Raw genomic sequence first — 18557 nt, forward strand, 5'->3', positions numbered from 1 at the left:
CTAACACCGAATTATTTAGCATAGTGTTAAAGAAATAATTGCTTGCCTATTTGGCTGCTTGGTCTGTTATCGTAGCGCTACTTTTTGAGTAATAATAATATTTTACTCTTTAATCCAGGTAGTAGGAGCTGTTGATATTTGTATAGATTTCGTATGACCATCTTCAAATATATTTCCAACTGTTTCAAGGCGAATAATATTATAATTAATTTTTACGCTCATTGTTGCAATGTTCTTGAATAAATTACCATTCACCAACAAATTTCCTATATTTAGGCTTGGGGTATCAATACCAATACCAACCGAATCAAATTTATTTTCTCTAACAGAAACGAAACTTTTTGTTGATTTCCCTCTCAAAACTAATGCACTACCTGTTATATTTTTAAACGTATTATCATCAACAGACACTTGACCATTTGCGTTTATATTCAGTGCTTCAGGTAAACTATCAAATTCATTATTGTTTGCTATTATATTTTCACCGTCTAACAATACTGCGCGAACTTTGCCACCTTTATAAATTTTATTATTATTAAATTTAATATTTTCAACTGCATACATTCTGATTAAAATGTCGTATGTTGGTGCACTTTCAGAAAATATTTCATTATCTGTAATACTAATATCTTTGTGAACTGCTGAAGTTTCTGATGATGAGCTAATAGGTAAAAAACAATCAGTGAAAATATTATTATGAATTTTAATTCGATTACTAGGAAGGAATATATTATTGTGACTATTTCTAATATCAATACATGCGTCAATATCTCTCCCTATGTTATCAAATATATTTTCTTCAATTAATACATCTGTTGCCCCTCTTGTGACAATCGCATTATTTTGTCCATTTTTAAATACGTTTCCTTTAATTAATCCTGTATTCGCCCAATACGCAATTTCTTCAGCCCATGCATTAGTGAATAAAGAATTTGTAATGATAACATTTCCACTTGTCGGTTTTACAAGGATACTTATATAATCTGCATCCTCAAATCTACAATTATCAATTACTGCCCCTTTTCCAATAAAATCTAGTAATGCTCCATTTTCCGATTCTCCTTCGATAAAGCCTTGACCTGTACCATAGAATGAAATGTTAGATATTTCTGTATTCTTTCCGTTGATATATATTATTCGTAACCCTTTAGTCAATTGCTTAATTGAACTATTGTTTTTTCCCGAACCTACTATTTTTAAAATATTTCCGTTCGGAGAAGATAAAGCCGATGTAATTACACAATGAGTACCTTTTGGAAAATATAAAGGCAAACCCGAATTAATAGCACTTTGAAGGGCTTTTGTATCGTCGGTTACACCGTCACCCATTACACCAAACGATTTTACATTGACGGCTTTCTGTTCCAACTTATTTTCCTTTGAATAATCTGTCAAACCATCATCTGAGGATAAATAAGATAATCCACCAGATTTAACAATAAATAACAAAATAAGAAATAAGGAACTAATCAAAATACTGGTTAATTTCACCATGAATACTCCTTTTTGAGAAATGAAACTATAATTTATACATTATAACACTAGCATGTACACAAAAGGTTTCACAAAAAAGTCAAGAACACAGAAGGACATAGGGCTATGGTAGGTTCATACTATGAGGATGCTTCATAAGCAAAGAGGGAACTAGGCTGGACCGCTAAACGCGATCTTATATCAATGTGTCGGGATTCATGGCGGTTTGAGAAAAATCATGAGGAATAAATAGAAAAATGACATTTACCCGTTTGGCTTTAATGTGCTCGGCGGGTTTATTTCTCATAAATTTTAAATTCAACTTTTGTTAATTGCTTTTCATCTATTATTTTGCCTTCTTCTAAATTAATAAGCATGGCAGTAATTTTAAGCCGTATCAATCTAGGTTGGTATTTAAGCACGATCTCATATATTTTATCATTGCTTACTGCTATTGTATATTTGGTAATATCGTCTTTACTCCATAAAAGTTCTCTTGTAGGCTTAACGTATCTAAAATGCTTATCATTATCTTCCCGTGTGCGAATGAATCTATAATCAATATACCATTCTTCTTTTCCTTTCTTAGCTACAATATCTCCAATAGTAGGTCCTTTTCTTGTATATTCGACGCCCTGCCATCCATAATTAACTTAGGTGTAACTATTTCAATAATTCGTTCTTCCGCTTCCCTATGTTCAGATATAAAGTTAGCATTTGTACTAATATTTCCTACTTTATACATAAGTTTTTATATTTATTTAGCAAGCAAAAGATGCATGAAGCGCAGTTAATAATGTAGCCACCCAGTTCTTTAATATATTCTCTTTATAACTATGTCTATAGCGGTTGAAGACTACTAGATGAGAATGATGGATCAGTCGGTCAATGACTGCAAGGTATCGAACGCTCGTTTTGTTCTGTTGTTTAAAGGAGCTTTTATAATATCTAGGCCACGACGGATTTGGTATCCTTGTGCAATGTATCACATTGTTGCCAGAGGAAATCGCAGAGCAGCTTTTTTTCATAATCATGCAGATTTTCAAACATATTTGACTATTTTGGGAGATTTCCGCAGGATGCCTTTTATTTTACACTCCTATTGCCTCATGGCTAACCACTTAGACCTTCAGCTGGAAACTCTTTATCACCATATTCAATCTATCATGAAAGAAATGCAATCCCGCTATGCTGTTAATTTAAATTAGTGGTTGAGAACAGATGTACATTTTTTTCAGGGCCGTTATGGTGCAAAGCTCATTGAAACGGATACTTATTTTTGGGAAGTTAGCCGTTATGTCCATGGCAAACTACTGGAAGTCAAGATGGTCGTAAACTTGGAGGATACCAGTGGAGCAGTTATTCCTCCTTTATTATCTTCTTGAGTTAAATCCTCACGTATACCACAGTAAAACCTTATCTTATTTCCGGGAACACAGTGAAAATCACTATAAACTGTTTGTAGAAAAAACGTACAATTGATTGGGGAGGGGCTGCAATGTGTGCAAGAGTAGCAGTATAACTAAGAGGAATGGAAGGATATCTTGTCCATGTGGAAGTGAAAGTCTTGATTGGAGTGGATTCCATTGTCATAGTGGGTCTTCCGGATGCATCGGTGAAGGAGTCAAAAGATTAATTAATAATTTACTTCATTAATAATAATCAAATGTTTGATTGAAACCTATCATTTGTTTGAGCCTGGCAAAGAAAAATAACAAGAAAATCCCCTCCAAAATGGAAGGGGGTACGTCCATGCAATCTCCAAATGTGCATATGGGAATACGCAGTTTATTATAGTTATTGTTGATTTAAGAGTCAAAGAAATAGACTTGTCAAACTTTTAATATAAATGGCTGTTAAGCCACCTATCTTAAATGAATAAAGCGAAAGGTGCGCCGACCTTTCACTTTTTTTTCTTTAATTCAAGATGTGCTTTCAATTCATTTTGAACTCGCTGCTGCTCATCACTAGAAATGATCAGGTACCAGATTTTATTTATTGTCTGCCCATTACCGGATATGGTCATCTGTTCAATATTCCCTGCCGCATTTCTATAATTCTTTTGAATATCTTTCATTTCGGCAAATGTCATATTAGTTCTCACATTCTTGCCTAGTGCTCCAAAGATATCATCAAAGTTTGTCAGAGAGTTCACACTTATCCCCTTTTTAATTACACCTTGGATAATTTGGCGCTGACGATCCTGACGGCCGAAATCCCCATTAGGGTCTTGCTTTCTCATTTGAACATATGCCAGAGCAGCATCTCCATTAAGGCTATTACTGCCCTCATTAAATTGATATCCGCTTTGATTAAATGCAAGTGATGAATTAACCGTAATGCCACCTACAGCATCCACTATATCCTTAAACCCTTCCATATTCACTTTAATATAGTAATCCAGCGGAATATCCAGGAAGTTCTCAACAGTAGCCATAGACATCTCTTCATTTCCAAATGCATAGGCATGATTAATTTTATCCTCAAACCCTTTTCCTACAATCTCCGTTCTCGTATCACGGGGAATGCTGAGCATCTTAATGGACTTATCATTCGGGTTAACGGAAAGGACAATCATCGTATCAGAGCGGCCTTTATCTCCTGAGCGCTCATCCACACCCAGCATCAATACAGAGAACGGCTCTTTTTTAGCCAGTGTAATTTTTTCAGGACGCTTATCTGATTTTTCCCGGTCAATCGGCTGGTGCATGGTTTCCACAGCATCTGTCAGAGATTTATAGACCATAAAGGCATATCCGCCGCCGCCAATCAGTAAAACCAAAAATAGGATTCCGATCACTTTCAGCCATTTCGGCTTTTTCTTTCTTTTTTCTGCTCTCATCTATTAAATCCTCCACGTTTTTACAAGTTTTGTAATCCTACCTTATAGAATATCAAAATTCACTTTAAATGGATATAGAAATTTAGAATAAACGCCCTATTGTTTGCCAGTAAGGAATGAGTATGGTAGGGCTAATGTAATAAAAATTAGATAATAAGATCAATAATTAGTAAAAAAGACCCTGAATTTTTCCTTTTTCATGTATTATAGTTTAATAGATGGGTTTTTGGAAAATATTCGACAAAAAAGGTGGGTAATGAGTGAAGTCATCATTGGTAAAAGTCTTCTTTGTTTTGGTCTTGTTGTTTCATTTTGTTCCTCAGTACAATCAGTCAGTGAAAGCAGCATATTCATTTGAGGGAAAGGTAACGGCCACCATTCTGAATGTCCGTGCTAAGGCCACAGTTTCTTCCTCTGTTATAGGAAAGCTGAAAAAAGGCCAGGTCGTTACAGTAAGTGCACAGCAAAAAGGATGGTCCAAAATTAAAACGGGCAAAACGACTGGGTGGGTTTCTTCTACTTATCTTTCGCCTGTTACTTGGACTGGTTACGTAACAGCCAACAGCTTAAACGTTAGGAAGCTCCCTAATCCCAATGGTTCCATCATAACAAAAGTACCTGTAAATACGGCAGTAACGGTAGAGGGGAAGGATGGAAGCTGGCTTAAAGTGTATATTCCGAGCAAAAAGAGCAGGGGGTGGGTCTCAGCTTCCTATGTATCAAAGAAGAAGCCGGCTGTTCCCCCTAAAAGCTTAGGTACCTTCTATGTTACTGCTGATATATTGAATGTGCGTGCCAGCGCAGCAGAATCTTCCAAAGTTCTAGGTAAGGTCTCAGAAGGAGAGGCAGTTGAAGTACATAGCCAGAAAGGAAATTGGTCATCTATAACTGCAGCTAAAGGATTGAAGGGATGGGTTTCCTCTTCTTATATTGATAAAAAAAAGCCGGTAGATGATAAGGAAGCCGTCACGGTGAAAGAAACAAGAATTACCTTAAAAGAGAACAGCAATATCCGAAAAGGCCCGGGCACTAACTTTGGGGTTATTGCTTTAGAAAAGGCAGGCACTTCTCTTGTTAAAACAGGAGAGAGTAAGGACTGGATCAAAGTAAAAACAAGCAAAGGAAAAGAAGGCTGGGTTGCAGGCTGGCTAGTGGCATCTTCCAATTCAGGTCTTAAAGGGAAGGTGATCGTCATTGATGCGGGGCATGGAGGTTATGATAATGGTACGAGCGGAAAAATCCACAAAGAAAAAACGCTCAACCTAAAGACAGCCCAGGAGTTAAAAACGCTGCTCCAAAAGTCAGGGGCTAAAGTAATTATGACTCGTTCTAATGATCAATATTTAAGTCTCAATCAGCGGGTAAATATTAGCCATGCACAGAAAGCAGATGCTTTTATCAGCATCCATTACAATGCCTATTCAAGCACCAGTTCCGGAATAATCACCTTTTACTATAATAACTCCAAAGATGGACGCCTTGCCCAATCCATTCATAATGGCTTACTGGTTCATACGGGCATGAGAAATCTTGGGGCGAAATATGGAAATTACCATGTGTTAAGGACAAACAGGCAGCCCTCAGTATTGCTGGAATTAGGTTTCCTCTCTAATCCCAATGAGGAAAAACATGTAGCAACAGCTGATTATCAGCAAAAGGCTGCAAAGGGAATTTATGATGGCCTTAATCAGTATTTTCTTAAATAATAAAATCATCTTATAGGTGTTCCATATTTGGAACGCCTTTTTTTTATGGGGAAATTGTCTAATCTTACAGAATTCACAATTGTTTACGCCCAAACTTATCTGGGATGGCTTTGAAAAACCCATTATATAAAAATGAGATGCCTCTTTAGTAATTAAGGGCATTTTAGTAAAGAAAAAACAATGTCGAATTATGAAGAAAAATCCATAAATGTATTTAATAAACTTTGACTCTAGTATACAAATATCATATATTTTTAGAGGTTATAGCAGAATAACAACTAAGAGGGGTAAACTATGATTAAAGAATGGAATTTACTAAGAGTTGTTGCTTGTCTAAGCATTGTTTTATTGCATAGTACGACCCAGACGGCAAGAGTAGTTGGCTACCCGCAAATTGAACATTACAATCTATATAGAGTGTTTTTAACATATGCAACACCTGCTTTCATTGTCCTTTCAGTTATTATACTGGCTAATCGGTATGCCAATGGATTACCTGAAGGATTTTGGAGCGGAAGAATCAAATGGATCCTTGCGCCGTTTCTCTTTTTTGCTGTCATAGATGCATTGGTTTCAAACTATTTAAATCCAAATGTGATGGTAGATTTAAAAATATTCGATAATATTTTTACCGGAAATTTTGTCGGCTGGTTTATTATCGTCATTTTCCAGTTCTATCTTCTTCATTATATTATTACTAAATTTAAGATTTCTCTGATTTGGCTTTTCCCTGTAAGCATAGGTGTTATGATCTGGTATTCCACTATCATAAAAAATCCCCCGGAGTTTATGGACGGATACACCCATATGCTTAAGCTCCCGTTCCTTGCCTGGTTTGGGTATTTTACTGCAGCGTTCATCATTGGTAAACATTATAAAATCATCGCAGAGAAACTTTATAAACATCGATGGTTAACACTTGTTTATCTTGCCATTTCGCTTTATATCGTCTATTTATCCTATGAATCAGGCATAATAGTCGTCAATTCAAGGCGCCTGGATTTATTTCCGCTCGTACTGTCAGTATGTGCTGTAGTCCTTGCTTGGGGTCAGGTCATACCTAAATTCAACATCATTACTGTAATCAGTAATTATTCGTTTGGTATTTACTTGCTTCATTGGCAGATCCAAAGGTTTGCTGCACCATATTTGGCTAATTATTTTCAACACACCAGTACACGTGTATTAGCATTATTTGCAGTTTCTTTGCTTTTATCCCTTGCTATAATAAAATTATTTTCCATGGTTTCGATAGGTGAATTCATTATTGGCAAAGTGAAAAAGACTAAATCACTAAAAGTGGTTGATGCTCGTGAATTAAGAACATCGGCATAAATTTTTAAAAACTGAAAGAAGGGTGCCTTAAGTATTACTTATAGGCACCCTTTTTTCTATTTTGTAAAGATTATCAGTTTTTCGGAAGGGAGAGCTTCCTGGTAAACTATTATTCTTTTATTTTCCTCGTCTTTTTTTTCAATACTTTTAAAAAATAATATAGAATTATTTTCCATATAGGACTAGGCAAAATTATATGTTAATATATTCCTAGGCTAAAAATGGGCTTTTTTGTCGAAATTTCTTAAAGATGGAATGGTCTGTTATTTTAAAAGGGGGAATAAAGTTTCGTGTTAAGGAAAGCAAGAAAACTTCTTAGTTATATGCTCTTGTTTGTTATGTTCTTTTCTGTTTATCCCAGAGGTGTGTTTGGGGAAACAGAAGCAAGCCAGACAAAAGGGACAGTGGTTTCATCATCAGGAGATGACATTCCACTAATGCTTGAGCCTGATGAAAACAGTGAACTGCTTTCATCCATACCAAGTGGAACAAGTGTTGGATTAGTGAAATTTGAGCATGAATATTGGTTTGTCACTTATAAAAACCCTGAGAATGGAGAAGACCTACTGGGGTATATACAAGAGCCTTATGTATCAATCCAGGATACCGCCTCTGTTGAAAGTCAGGTGGAAGAAAATGAGGATGGGGCTATAGCTGAAGAAGAAATCCATCCAGAAGAAAAGAATGAAAGTACACAGACAGACAGCGGTGTAAGAGAAGCTGCGGAAGAAGTTAATGAAGATCTTCAGAAAAAAGATGAAGCAAGTACTGAGGCGTCATCACAGGTCACTTTACAAAGCAAAAGATCAGCTGTTTTGCAGAATTTGAGCAGTGTGACTGTAAGCGGAGTTGCTTTAAAAAGTCCCACACACGTATACTCTTCCAATGATGTTGAATCTGCCATTTTAAAAAGCTATCCACAAGGGACATTGCTGAAATATCATTCGTCGGATTCAGACTGGTATCAATGTACAGTGTATGTAAATGGAAAAGCTAAAACAGGCTTTATTAATAAGAATGATGTGGAACAACCTGCAGATCCTCAAGCTGCTTTAAGAGGTGTGGTGAAAAACAGCAATCTGAATGTGCATTCCAAGGCATCATCTTCATCAAGCATCCTTAAGAGTTATACAGAAGGTTCCATTTTAAAGTTTCAAACTTATATAACAGGCTGGTATCAAGCCACGGTATATGTAGGTGGAAAGGCAACTACAGGGTATATCAAAAAGGATGATATCATTCTATCCGTTTCACCGCAAACTGAGAAAAAAGGTATTGTCAAAACAAGTCGTTTAAATGTGTATTCCAAGGCAATTAACACATCCAGTGTTTTAAAGAGTTATTCAGAGGGCTCTTCAATAAAATTCAAAACGTTCACAGATGAGTGGTATGAAGCCACAGTCTATGTTAATGGAAAACCTGCTGTCGGATATATACATAGAAGCAGTGTGGTTTTAGAAGGTACACCTCAAGTAAACCTTACCGGGATTGTAAAACCTGTTAGCCTTAATGTTTATGCTAAAACATCTGGTGCCTCCCAGGTGCTGAAGCGATATACAGAAGGATCAGTTCTGCGATTTAGGACCTACACGGATAATTGGTATGAAGCGACAGTCTATGTAAACGGTGAGCCTCATACAGGATATATCAATAAGAGTGAAATCTTAAATCCGGATGATCCGCAAAAAGAGTTATCAGGGATTGTTAAAGTGCTTGATCTAAATGTCTATTCTTCTCTTTCCAGGTCATCTGGTGTAATCAAAAGCTATGAACAGGGAAGAGTGCTTAAATACAGGACATATACTGCCAATTGGTACCAGGCGACGGTCTATGTTAATGGCAAAGCGGTAACGGGATATATTCACAAGCAGGATATTGAAAATACTGTTACTTCTCAGGTTACTTTAACAGGAACTGCACAAGATCCTTCCGGAGTAAGGGTATATACGAGAGCATCTGCTACGTCAGATGTATTAAAGTCTTATCCTAAGGGTTCTACCTTAAAATACAAGACATTTACCTCAGAATGGCACCAGGTCACTGTCTATATAAATAACAAGCCGGTGACAGGATATATTAAAAAGACTTCTCTGGAAAAAGGATTAAAAGGTAAAATCATTGTAGTGGATGCCGGACACGGCGGTGTGGATAATGGAGCTAAAGGTGTAGAGAAGCTCCTTAATTTAAATACCGCGATTCAGCTGGAATCCCTACTTAAAGCTGCAGGTGCTAAGGTAGTTATGTCACGGACTGCTGATGTTTACCTAACCCTTTCTGAAAGAGTCGAAACCAGTCATCAATATAATGCAGATGCGTTTGTGAGCATCCATTATAATTCGAATCCTAATCCTGACCCGCATGGAATTGAAACATATTATTTGGCATCAAATGTAAACGAACTGCTTATGGCCAAATATGTCCAGCAGGAAATTATTATGCAGACTGGACTCTATGATCGTGGTGTTAAGACTGGGGATTTTCACGTTATCAGAGAAAATAAAAATGCAGCTATCCTGGTCGAGTTGGGCTTCTTGTCAAATCCGGCAGAGCTGGAAACGGTTTTAACAAGCGCATATCAGAAAAAAGCAGCAACCGGGATATACAATGGACTAGAGAAGTATTTTAACTTGTAATAAAAAAATCCGGCCATCAAATGGCCGGATTTTTTTATATAAGCGTTGAGACAATATCTGCAATTCTTTTGCTGGCATTGCCGTCTGAGTACTTATTCCACTTTTCCTTGAATTCCCTTATTTCTGCATAGTTAAAATTGTTGCTCTTGATGGCATGGATAATATCATTTGTAGAATAAACAACCGGACCTGGCATTATTTCCTCGTAATCTCCCCAAGTTCCCCGTTTTTTTACATATTTACTCAGATCATATGGAAAAAATACCATCGGTTTTTCTAATAATGAAAATTCAAAAGGAATGGAAGAATAATCAGTAATTAAATAATCGGTTATAAACAATAAGTCATTTGTATTGGAATACCCGGATACATCAACGACAAAGTCCGCCTGGTTTTCAGTTATGGCAACTTTATTTTTAATCGCGGGGTGAAGCTTTAATAGCAGCAGATACTCTTCACCTAATTTGTCTTTCATAAGATCAAAATTAATTCTAATCTCATAATCGTCCAAATTATCATCCCTAAAAGTGGGGGCATATAGGATAATCTTCTTATGTCTGAAAGAAGGAAATTTTTCGAATAACTTATCTTTTGTTTCTTCTATTTCTTTCGTTTTAAAAAAGATATCCGTACGTGGAATTCCGGTTAGCATGAAATTTTCTTCAGGAACACCAAAGGCATTTTGGAAGATGGTTTTCATCTCATCAGAACCTGCCACGACTTTGTGAAATTGATTATAAACCTTTATAAATCTCTCTTTCGCTTTTTCAGATCGGTTTTCAATTGACGGATCCATAAGACCGAATTTTTTTATTGCACCATTAGCATGCCAAAGCTGAATACAGGTAACGCCTTCCCGGAACTTAATCGAAGAAAGGAAACCGTAATAATTATCCACAAATATGACTTTGGAAGTTGCAAGGTGAAAGATGCCTTTAATATATTGAATGGGAGAAGAAGGCTCGAATAGCAGCACAGTACAGTCGGCACTTTTATATTTTTTAAACAAAGGATACATTTTCTTTGTTGTTAAAAAAATAGCGCGACAAGAATTCTCTTGTCGCTGATATTCTTCATATATATTTATATTGTTTTCGCTGAAGGAAACGACAAACAATATTTTTCTTTTTAAGGATACAATACTGCTTAATTTAAATATGAAAGAGAAAATAAATAGGTAAATGGAAATTGCCAGTTCCCTAGCCATTTTGCACTTTGAAAAGATCTTTTTTGATTTTTGTAGTTGAAATCCCAACTGTGCGTGGTAAATAGATTACTTCACAGTAGTCCATTAAAAAATCGAATTTGCCTTTCCAATCATCGCCCATTACAAAGATATCGATATCATTCTCTACTACGTCTTGAATTTTTTGTTCCCAGTTGTTTTCTGGAATCACCTTATCGACGTATCTGATAGATTCTAATATCATTTTTCTATTATCATAGCTATGATAAGCTTGTTTGTTTTTTAATTTATTAAATTCATCAGAAGAAATGGCAACTGTCAAATGATCGCCAAGTTCACTTGCGCGTTTTAGTAAGTTAATATGGCCCCAGTGGAGTAAATCAAAAGTTCCGTATGTGATTACTTTCTTCATATATAACTCCTCCTAAACAGAATTATTACTCGGATATTTAATTTTTGATAACCTTCAAATCTCTTATATAATCAATCTATCATATGTTTTAAACGAAAGTCTTACAAACTCTTTACAGACATTTAATCATTTATTTACAAAAGTATAGTATACTCTAATTACAAATTGTTAAGATCACTTTTGTCGAAAAATGTATAAAATATGAGCACGCTTATTCCATTTTAAAGTATATAGCAGGGGAATTCAAGCTGTATTGCTGGTTGAATTGGTATATTTTATATAAGTACCCTTTGATTTAACAAAATAACTTTCTGAGCATTCCAAAGGCTTTTTTGGGATGCTTTTTGTGCTTATTATGGCTATATATAGGAAACGATAAGGTTAAATCCGTTTCAAAATAGGCTTTTATTGCTTTAGTTGTAGAAATACATAAAAAGTTTTATCATTAGGATATTGCAAAAATACCTCAATACAGAATTGAATGGTGATTAAAATATGTACTTTAAAAACGTATTTAAACGTAATAAGAATAAACGCCCATTAAAAGAAAAAATAACAATTCATCAGCAAGAAGAAAAACTTGTTATTGAAGGCTCTTTATCACTTGATTACTACAAAGTAAAAGAGCTATGGCTGAAGTCAAGGCAAACGGAAAAGGAATTTAAAGTTTCTTTGAATTCTTCTGAGGGAAATATTTTTAAATTTAATGCTAATTTGGAGCATTTAATTTCTTTAATCAACGAGTGTCAGGATGAAAACTTCGATTGGTTTCTTAAGATTAATGTTCCTGTCAGTGAATTAAGTGAAGCTGCAGCTGATAAGTTAAGGGAGAAAGCTGACTTTATTAATGAAGGCGATATTGAGAAAGCAGAATATTTAATAAGGCTGGGCCGTTTTAAAACAACTGATATCAAAGGAATTCAATCAGTCAATGCAGGCGGACATACCGGAATTTGCTATCTGACGGATAAGGGGAATCTTTCACTTCTATTAGATAAGGTTCCTGCTTTAAAGGCAAAATTGCAAATTGATAAGATTAAAGGAACGAAGAAAAGCTTAAAAGTTGAAGGAAAGTTATTTTCTAAGGGCTCAGAAATTTTAAACGGTACAGTCATCCTGAAAGGAAGAAACCATGAGAAAGAGATTGAACTTCCTTTATCCTTTCAACTAAATAAAGAAGAAACGGAAGCAAAATATGGCTTGCATCGTTATTTCTATTCGTTCTTAGTAAATTTTGAAGATCATATAGTGCTTCAGAACATTAAAGAAGACGTATATGACCTGTTTTTAAAGCTGGATTTTCACGATCAGCCTGAAGAAACCTATTTAAGAGTAGGGAGACCGGCATTTAGAGCAAGGCACTTCTTAAAAGAATGTTATGCTTTTCTTGAAAATAAGGCTTATATCATTACTCCTTATTATACCTTTAAGGCTTCGAACTTATCTTTGGAGATTTTTGAATTTAATAAGAGCACATTTGAGTATTTACAGCGAAAATTAAGGTTTTCCTGGCTTTACAATGTACTCGGAAAGACTAAAGATATCTGGCTGATTGGAGAACGTCCATATAAAGCACAGGACACTGGATATCATTTCTTCAAGTATATGAGGAAAACACATCCGGACAAAAACGTGTATTATGTGATTGAAGAAGATTCACCTGAGCGCAGAAATGTGGAGCCGCTGGGGAATGTTCTCATTTTTAAATCCGAGGAGCATATCCTGAAAAGTCTAATGGCGAGCCGGATTATCGGTTCCCATCATCCTGACTATCTATACCCGGTTCGAACAAGAAGGTTTAAGAAAGCTGTCAGCGGGATCAAGGTTTTCCTTCAGCATGGGGTCATGGGTACCAAAAATATGATTGCCAATTATGGAAAGAAGGCACCTGGTTTTAAAACAGATCTGTTCCTTGTCAGCTCTAAGTTTGAAAAAGAAATGATTGTGAACGACTTTGGTTACGATAAAGATGAAGTGATGATAACAGGTTTGTCCAGATTTGACCGGCTATTTGATCAGGATGTGGAGTTAAAAAGACAGATATTGATTATTCCAACCTGGAGAGATTGGATTGTAACAGAGGCAGATTTCCTGGAAAGTGAATACTTTCAGAGATACAGGGAGCTTGTATATAATCCTGAGCTCCATGCGTTAAAAGAAGAGTTTAACCTGGATATTGTTTTATGCCTCCATCCTAACATGCAAAGATTTACTTCGTTTTTCCAGGATGCCCCTGTTAAAGTAATCAATCAGGGGGAAGTGGACGTGCAGCACCTGCTGAAAGAAAGTGCACTGATGGTGACCGATTATTCAAGTGTTGCTTTTGATTTTAGTTTCCTATATAAACCTGTTTTATATTATCAGTTTGACAGGAATCGTTTTATTGGGAAAAGACCATCACATCTCGATTTGGATAATGATTTGCCTGGTGACATCTTTGATGATCCGCATCAGCTGATTTCAAAAATCAGAGATTATACCAAGAATAACTTTAAGGCATCAGAAGAAAACAAAAGAAAAGCAGATAAATTTTTGATGTACAGGGATCAAAAATCTTCTGAAAGAATTTACACTGCGGTCAGAGATTTTAAAGTTAAAAAGAATGTTATCCAAAAAATTTCAGAAATTGATATTCTAATTAGCTTTTTTAATCGCTTTAGAAGAAGTAAATATTATTTTCCAGCCATGAAAGCTTTTTATTATCTTGCAAGAATTATCTTACCTGTTGATAATAGGCTGATTTTATTTGAAAGCGGAGTAGGAAAGCAGTATGCGGACAGCCCGCGAAACATTTATGAAGAAATTGTGGAAAGAGGCTTGGATTATAAGAAGGTTTGGGTAATAAATAAAAACATCCGCTTTAATGACCCTGGCACTATTAAAGTTAAAAGGCTGAGCCCGCAATATTATTATTATTTGGCCAGAGCAGGTTTTTGGATTAACAATCAAAACTTTCCTACCTATATTAACAAGAGAAAAGGAACAACTTATATTCAGACCTGGCATGGTACACCCTTAAAGAAAATGCTATTTGATATTGAAACTATCCAGGGAAGAGATGAAACTTACCTGGAACGTGTCCATAGTGCCACAAAGAACTGGGACTATTTGATTTCTCCCAGTAAATATGCAACTAATGCTTTTAGGAGTGCTTTCCGGTATAATGGGGAAATGCTTGAAGTCGGTTACCCAAGAAATGACTTGTTTTATCAATCAGGCCAGCAGGAATTGGCAGATCGGATTAGAAAACAGCTAAAATTACCTGCAGATAAAAAAATCATACTATATGCTCCTACATTTAGGGATAACGAAACAAAGGGAAAGAATAAATTTCAGTTCAGCTTAAATATGGATTTGTATCAGCTTAAAGAAGAACTGGGCAATGAATATATCCTGCTAATGCGAATGCATGTCGTTATAAGCAATAAATTAAGTATTCCAGATGATCTTAAGGATTTTGTTTATAATGTATCAAGCTATCCGGACATCCAGGAACTTTACCTTATCAGCGATCTTTTAATGACTGACTATTCTTCCGTTATGTTTGATTTTGCCAATACCGGAAAACCGTTATTGTTCTTCACATATGACCTTGAACAATATAAAAATGACATTCGCGGCTTTTATATGGATTTTGAAGAAGAAGCTCCAGGTCCATTCCTATTTAATACGGATGATATAACAAATGCTATGAAAAATATTCATCTTGTTAAAGAGGAATATAAACCTAAATATTCTGCTTTTAGGGATAAGTATTGTCCGCTTGAAGACGGGAATGCTTCCAAAAGAGTTGTTGACCGTTTCTTTAATTAATGTAAATACGGAAATTAGGGAGAAGGTAATCACTAAACAATGCTAAAGAACATGTTGATAAATTTAAAGAGGCTAAATTTCACTAAAAAGGCGTATGAACTATTGTTCAGGCTGATAGGGAAATTTCCGCCAAACCAGAGAATTATAGTATTTGAAAGCTTTTTAGGAAAACAATATAGCTGTAATCCGAGAGCTGTATACGAGTTTTTAAAAGAAAACCGTCCGGAATATGATATGTATTGGAGTGTAGATCCCAGATATTCTTCATCTTTTGAGGACAAGGGGGTAAGGATTCTTCACAGGTTTTCTCTGAAATGGCTGTTTGTAATGGCCCGGGCAAAGTATTGGGTGTTTAATAGCAGGATGCCAGGCTGGATACCGAAACCAAAGCATACTGTTTATGTTCAGACCTGGCATGGGACACCTCTGAAGAAATTAGCTGCTGATATGGAAGAAGTCCATATGCCGGGAACTACAACTGAAAAGTACAAGGAAAACTTCCTTCAGGAATCATCGAGGTGGGATTATCTTGTTTCACCCAACCGCTATTCATCAGATATCTTCCGGAGTGCATTTGATTTTCAGAAGACCATGATTGAGTCAGGTTATCCGAGGAATGATTTTTTATACAATTGCAATAATAAAGTGACGATTGAGAGTATAAAGAGGAAATTATCAATTCCTGCTGGAAAAAAAGTCATTTTATATGCTCCAACCTGGAGAGACAATGAGTTTTATCAAGTCGGTAAATATAAATTTAATTTGAAGCTGAATTTGGACTTGATGAGGAAAAAGCTGGGCAATGAATATATCGTACTGCTAAGGATGCACTATTTAATTGCAGAAAATATGGATTTGTCCTTATACAATGGATTCGCATATAATTTATCTGACCATGAAGATATTCGTGAGCTATATCTTATTTCAGATCTTCTGATAACAGATTATTCATCCGTTTTCTTCGACTATGCAAATTTGAGGCGGCCAATGATTTTTTACGTATATGATATTGAAGAATATCGGGATAAACTTAGGGGCTTTTATTTTGATTTTGAGAATTCTGCTCCTGGCCCCCTTGTTAAGACTACGGAACAATGCATCTCTGAGATATTAAAATTAGAGCAGAGCGATTATAAGCTTCCGGATAACTTTGAAGAGTTTTACAGTAAATTCTGTTATCTGGAATCAGGAGATTCCAGCAAAAGAGTTGTTGAGAAAGTCTTCAATTAGATGCTGGAATTAAATAGAATTTTTTCATTCTGTAATTTAGTGTATAATCTAATACGTTAAGTAAGAAAGCTGACTAGGAAGGTACTTTTTTATGAAATCTGCAATTAAAGTTCTTAAAGAACAAATTGAAAGTTTTTATTTAGTTAGAAGGCTTTCGCTCTATGAATTAAAAAGTCAAAACAATAATAATTACCTGGGGCTATTCTGGGAAATACTAAATCCGGGAATCCAAATTGCGATTTATTGGTTCGTATTTGGATTCATTATCAGGGGAGGCCGGGAGGCAGCAAATGGTGTTCCGTTTTTTCCTTGGCTCCTTTCAGGAATTATATTATGGTTTTTCATTCAGCCCTCTATTGTACAAGGGTCAAAATCAATCTATTCAAGAATCCGCATGATCTCTAAGATGAGCTTTCCGTTAAGTGTTATACCAACATACGTAATATTTTCAAAGTTGTATCCACATATATTTCTTCTTGGATTTACAATTGTGGTTTTGCAGTTTATGGGATTCCCGGTTAGCATTTATTATCTTCAGCTGCCATACTTCCTATTTGCAACTGTAGCCTTGCTGGTATCCATTTCCCTGGTTACATCCACGCTGGCAACTATTGTTAGGGATGTCCAGATGGTTGTTCAATCACTGATGAGAATGCTATTGTATTTGACACCTATCCTTTGGGTCTCAATGAGCTTGCCTAGTCCTATAAAGACAATAATGAAATTGAACCCATTATATTACTTAGTTGAAGGTTACCGTGCTGCATTGCTTGGGCAAGAGTGGTATATTATTACAGAATATCAGCTGACGATCTATTTCTGGGCTGTAGTAATTTTTCTTTATATCCTGGGATCATCCATTCATGTTAAATTCAGAAGGCATTTTGTCGACTTTTTATAAAATGGAAGTGTTATAAATGGCCAAATCCGTAATTGTTAATAATGTGACAAAAAAATACAAACTATACAATAAAAACTCTGAAAAGCTGCTGGATATTCTTTTGCCTAAAAGTTATGGCGAAGATTTTTATGCTTTAAGGAATGTTTCTTTTGAAGCAGAAGAAGGGGACGTTATCGGTTTTGTCGGAATTAATGGTTCCGGGAAATCGACTCTTTCGAATATAATCGCAGGCATTATTCCTGAAACTTCCGGCTCGGTGGAGGTAAAAGGTCAAACTGCTTTAATTGCTGTTGCCTCAGGCCTGAATAATGAGCTATCAGGCCGTGAGAATATAGAATTGAAATTGCTGATGCTTGGATTTAATAAAAATGAAATAAAGAAACTGGAGCCTGAGATTATTGAGTTCTCTGAGCTGGGTAAATTTATAGACCAGCCTGTAAAGTCGTATTCGAGCGGTATGAAGTCCCGTCTCGGTTTTTCTATCTCTGTAAATATTGATCCGGATGTTTTAATCATAGACGAAGCTCTATCTGTTGGGGATAAGGCATTCGCTGAAAAGTCTCTTGCCAAGATGAAAGAATTCAAAGCCAGAGGGAAAACCATGTTTTTTGTCAGCCACTCTATCGGTCAAATGAAACAATTTTGCGAAAAGGCAGTATGGCTTGAGTTTGGAGAATTAAAGATGTACGGTGATGTTAAGGAAGTCATACCTGCCTATGAAAAATTTCTAAAAGATTATAAGGCCATGACAAAAGAAGAGCAAAAGAAGTTTAGACAGAATGCATTATCCAAACAAAGTGTACCTGCTGCTGTATCTGCAAACTAAAAAGACTGCTGCCGAATTGGGCAGCAGTCTTTTTAGTTCGCTTATGCTTAAAAATGCACTTTCGATGCTTAAATGGGTAAAATCCGCTAACACGTCTGTATTTTATTACATAATATAATAGAAAAATATTTAATAGTAAAATAACTTTTAAGAAATTAAGGTTTAATGTAAACTAGAAACTATGATGAAAAATATTGGAA

10 protein-coding genes and 1 pseudogene are annotated in these 18557 nt (G+C 35.7%); 7 read left to right on the forward strand and 4 right to left on the reverse strand.

The window, feature by feature from the left end; translation table 11 throughout:
* Positions 1-102: 102 nt before the first annotated feature.
* Positions 103-1494, reverse strand: coding sequence for a right-handed parallel beta-helix repeat-containing protein (locus CE058_RS16275; RefSeq protein WP_204260548.1), 1392 nt, complete (start codon positions 1492-1494; stop codon positions 103-105).
* A 1882-nt stretch (positions 1495-3376) separates the two neighbouring features.
* A complete protein-coding gene (gene tagU / locus CE058_RS16285; protein ID WP_163144082.1) occupies positions 3377-4315 on the reverse strand; it encodes a polyisoprenyl-teichoic acid--peptidoglycan teichoic acid transferase TagU in 939 nt (312 codons plus the stop codon).
* Between the two features lie 260 nt (positions 4316-4575).
* Between tagU and CE058_RS16290 the strand changes: the two genes are divergently transcribed.
* The 3 genes from CE058_RS16290 to CE058_RS16300 all read left to right on the forward strand — a co-directional run bounded on the left by CE058_RS16290 (position 4576) and on the right by CE058_RS16300 (position 9989).
* Positions 4576-6021 (forward strand): N-acetylmuramoyl-L-alanine amidase family protein, encoded by a 1446-nt coding sequence (locus tag CE058_RS16290; RefSeq protein WP_163144083.1) that lies wholly within the window; start codon positions 4576-4578, stop codon positions 6019-6021.
* Positions 6022-6315: 294 nt separating this feature from the next.
* A complete protein-coding gene (locus CE058_RS16295) occupies positions 6316-7356 on the forward strand; it encodes an acyltransferase family protein (RefSeq protein WP_163144084.1) in 1041 nt (346 codons plus the stop codon).
* Between the two features lie 290 nt (positions 7357-7646).
* The gene (locus tag CE058_RS16300; RefSeq protein WP_163144085.1) at positions 7647-9989 is read left to right on the forward strand and encodes an N-acetylmuramoyl-L-alanine amidase; all 2343 of its coding nucleotides are present in this window, start codon (positions 7647-7649) and stop codon (positions 9987-9989) included.
* A gap of 34 nt (positions 9990-10023) precedes the next feature.
* Here the strand turns inward: CE058_RS16300 and CE058_RS16305 are convergent, their stop codons facing one another.
* Together CE058_RS16305 and tagD are read right to left on the reverse strand one after the other, a co-directional pair.
* The gene (locus tag CE058_RS16305; RefSeq protein WP_163144087.1) at positions 10024-11196 is read right to left on the reverse strand and encodes a CDP-glycerol glycerophosphotransferase family protein; all 1173 of its coding nucleotides are present in this window, start codon (positions 11194-11196) and stop codon (positions 10024-10026) included.
* On the reverse strand, positions 11189-11587 hold the full coding sequence (gene tagD, locus CE058_RS16310) for a glycerol-3-phosphate cytidylyltransferase (protein WP_163144089.1): 399 nt from the start codon (positions 11585-11587) through the stop codon (positions 11189-11191). The genes CE058_RS16305 and tagD overlap by 8 nt, the downstream gene beginning before the upstream one ends.
* Before the next feature lie 495 nt (positions 11588-12082).
* Here tagD and CE058_RS16315 point away from each other — a divergent pair, with 495 nt between their 5' ends.
* The 4 genes and pseudogenes from CE058_RS16315 (at position 12083) to tagH (ending at position 18357) form a co-directional block, all read left to right on the forward strand.
* On the forward strand, positions 12083-15400 hold the full coding sequence (locus CE058_RS16315) for a CDP-glycerol glycerophosphotransferase family protein (protein ID WP_163144091.1): 3318 nt from the start codon (positions 12083-12085) through the stop codon (positions 15398-15400).
* 36 nt (positions 15401-15436) lie between these two features.
* A pseudogene (locus CE058_RS16320) lies at positions 15437-16630 on the forward strand (CDP-glycerol glycerophosphotransferase family protein); the annotation flags it as partial.
* 91 nt (positions 16631-16721) lie between these two features.
* Positions 16722-17531, forward strand: a complete 810-nt coding sequence (locus CE058_RS16325) for an ABC transporter permease (RefSeq protein WP_163144093.1) — start codon at positions 16722-16724, stop codon at positions 17529-17531.
* 16 nt (positions 17532-17547) lie between these two features.
* A complete protein-coding gene (tagH, locus tag CE058_RS16330) occupies positions 17548-18357 on the forward strand; it encodes a teichoic acids export ABC transporter ATP-binding subunit TagH (protein WP_163144094.1) in 810 nt (269 codons plus the stop codon).
* Positions 18358-18557: the final 200 nt, after the last annotated feature.

Origin of the sequence: Bacillus sp. 22-7, assembly GCF_010628845.1 — a bacterium.
GTDB classification, from domain to species: Bacteria; Bacillota; Bacilli; order Bacillales; family Cytobacillaceae; genus Cytobacillus; species Cytobacillus firmus_B.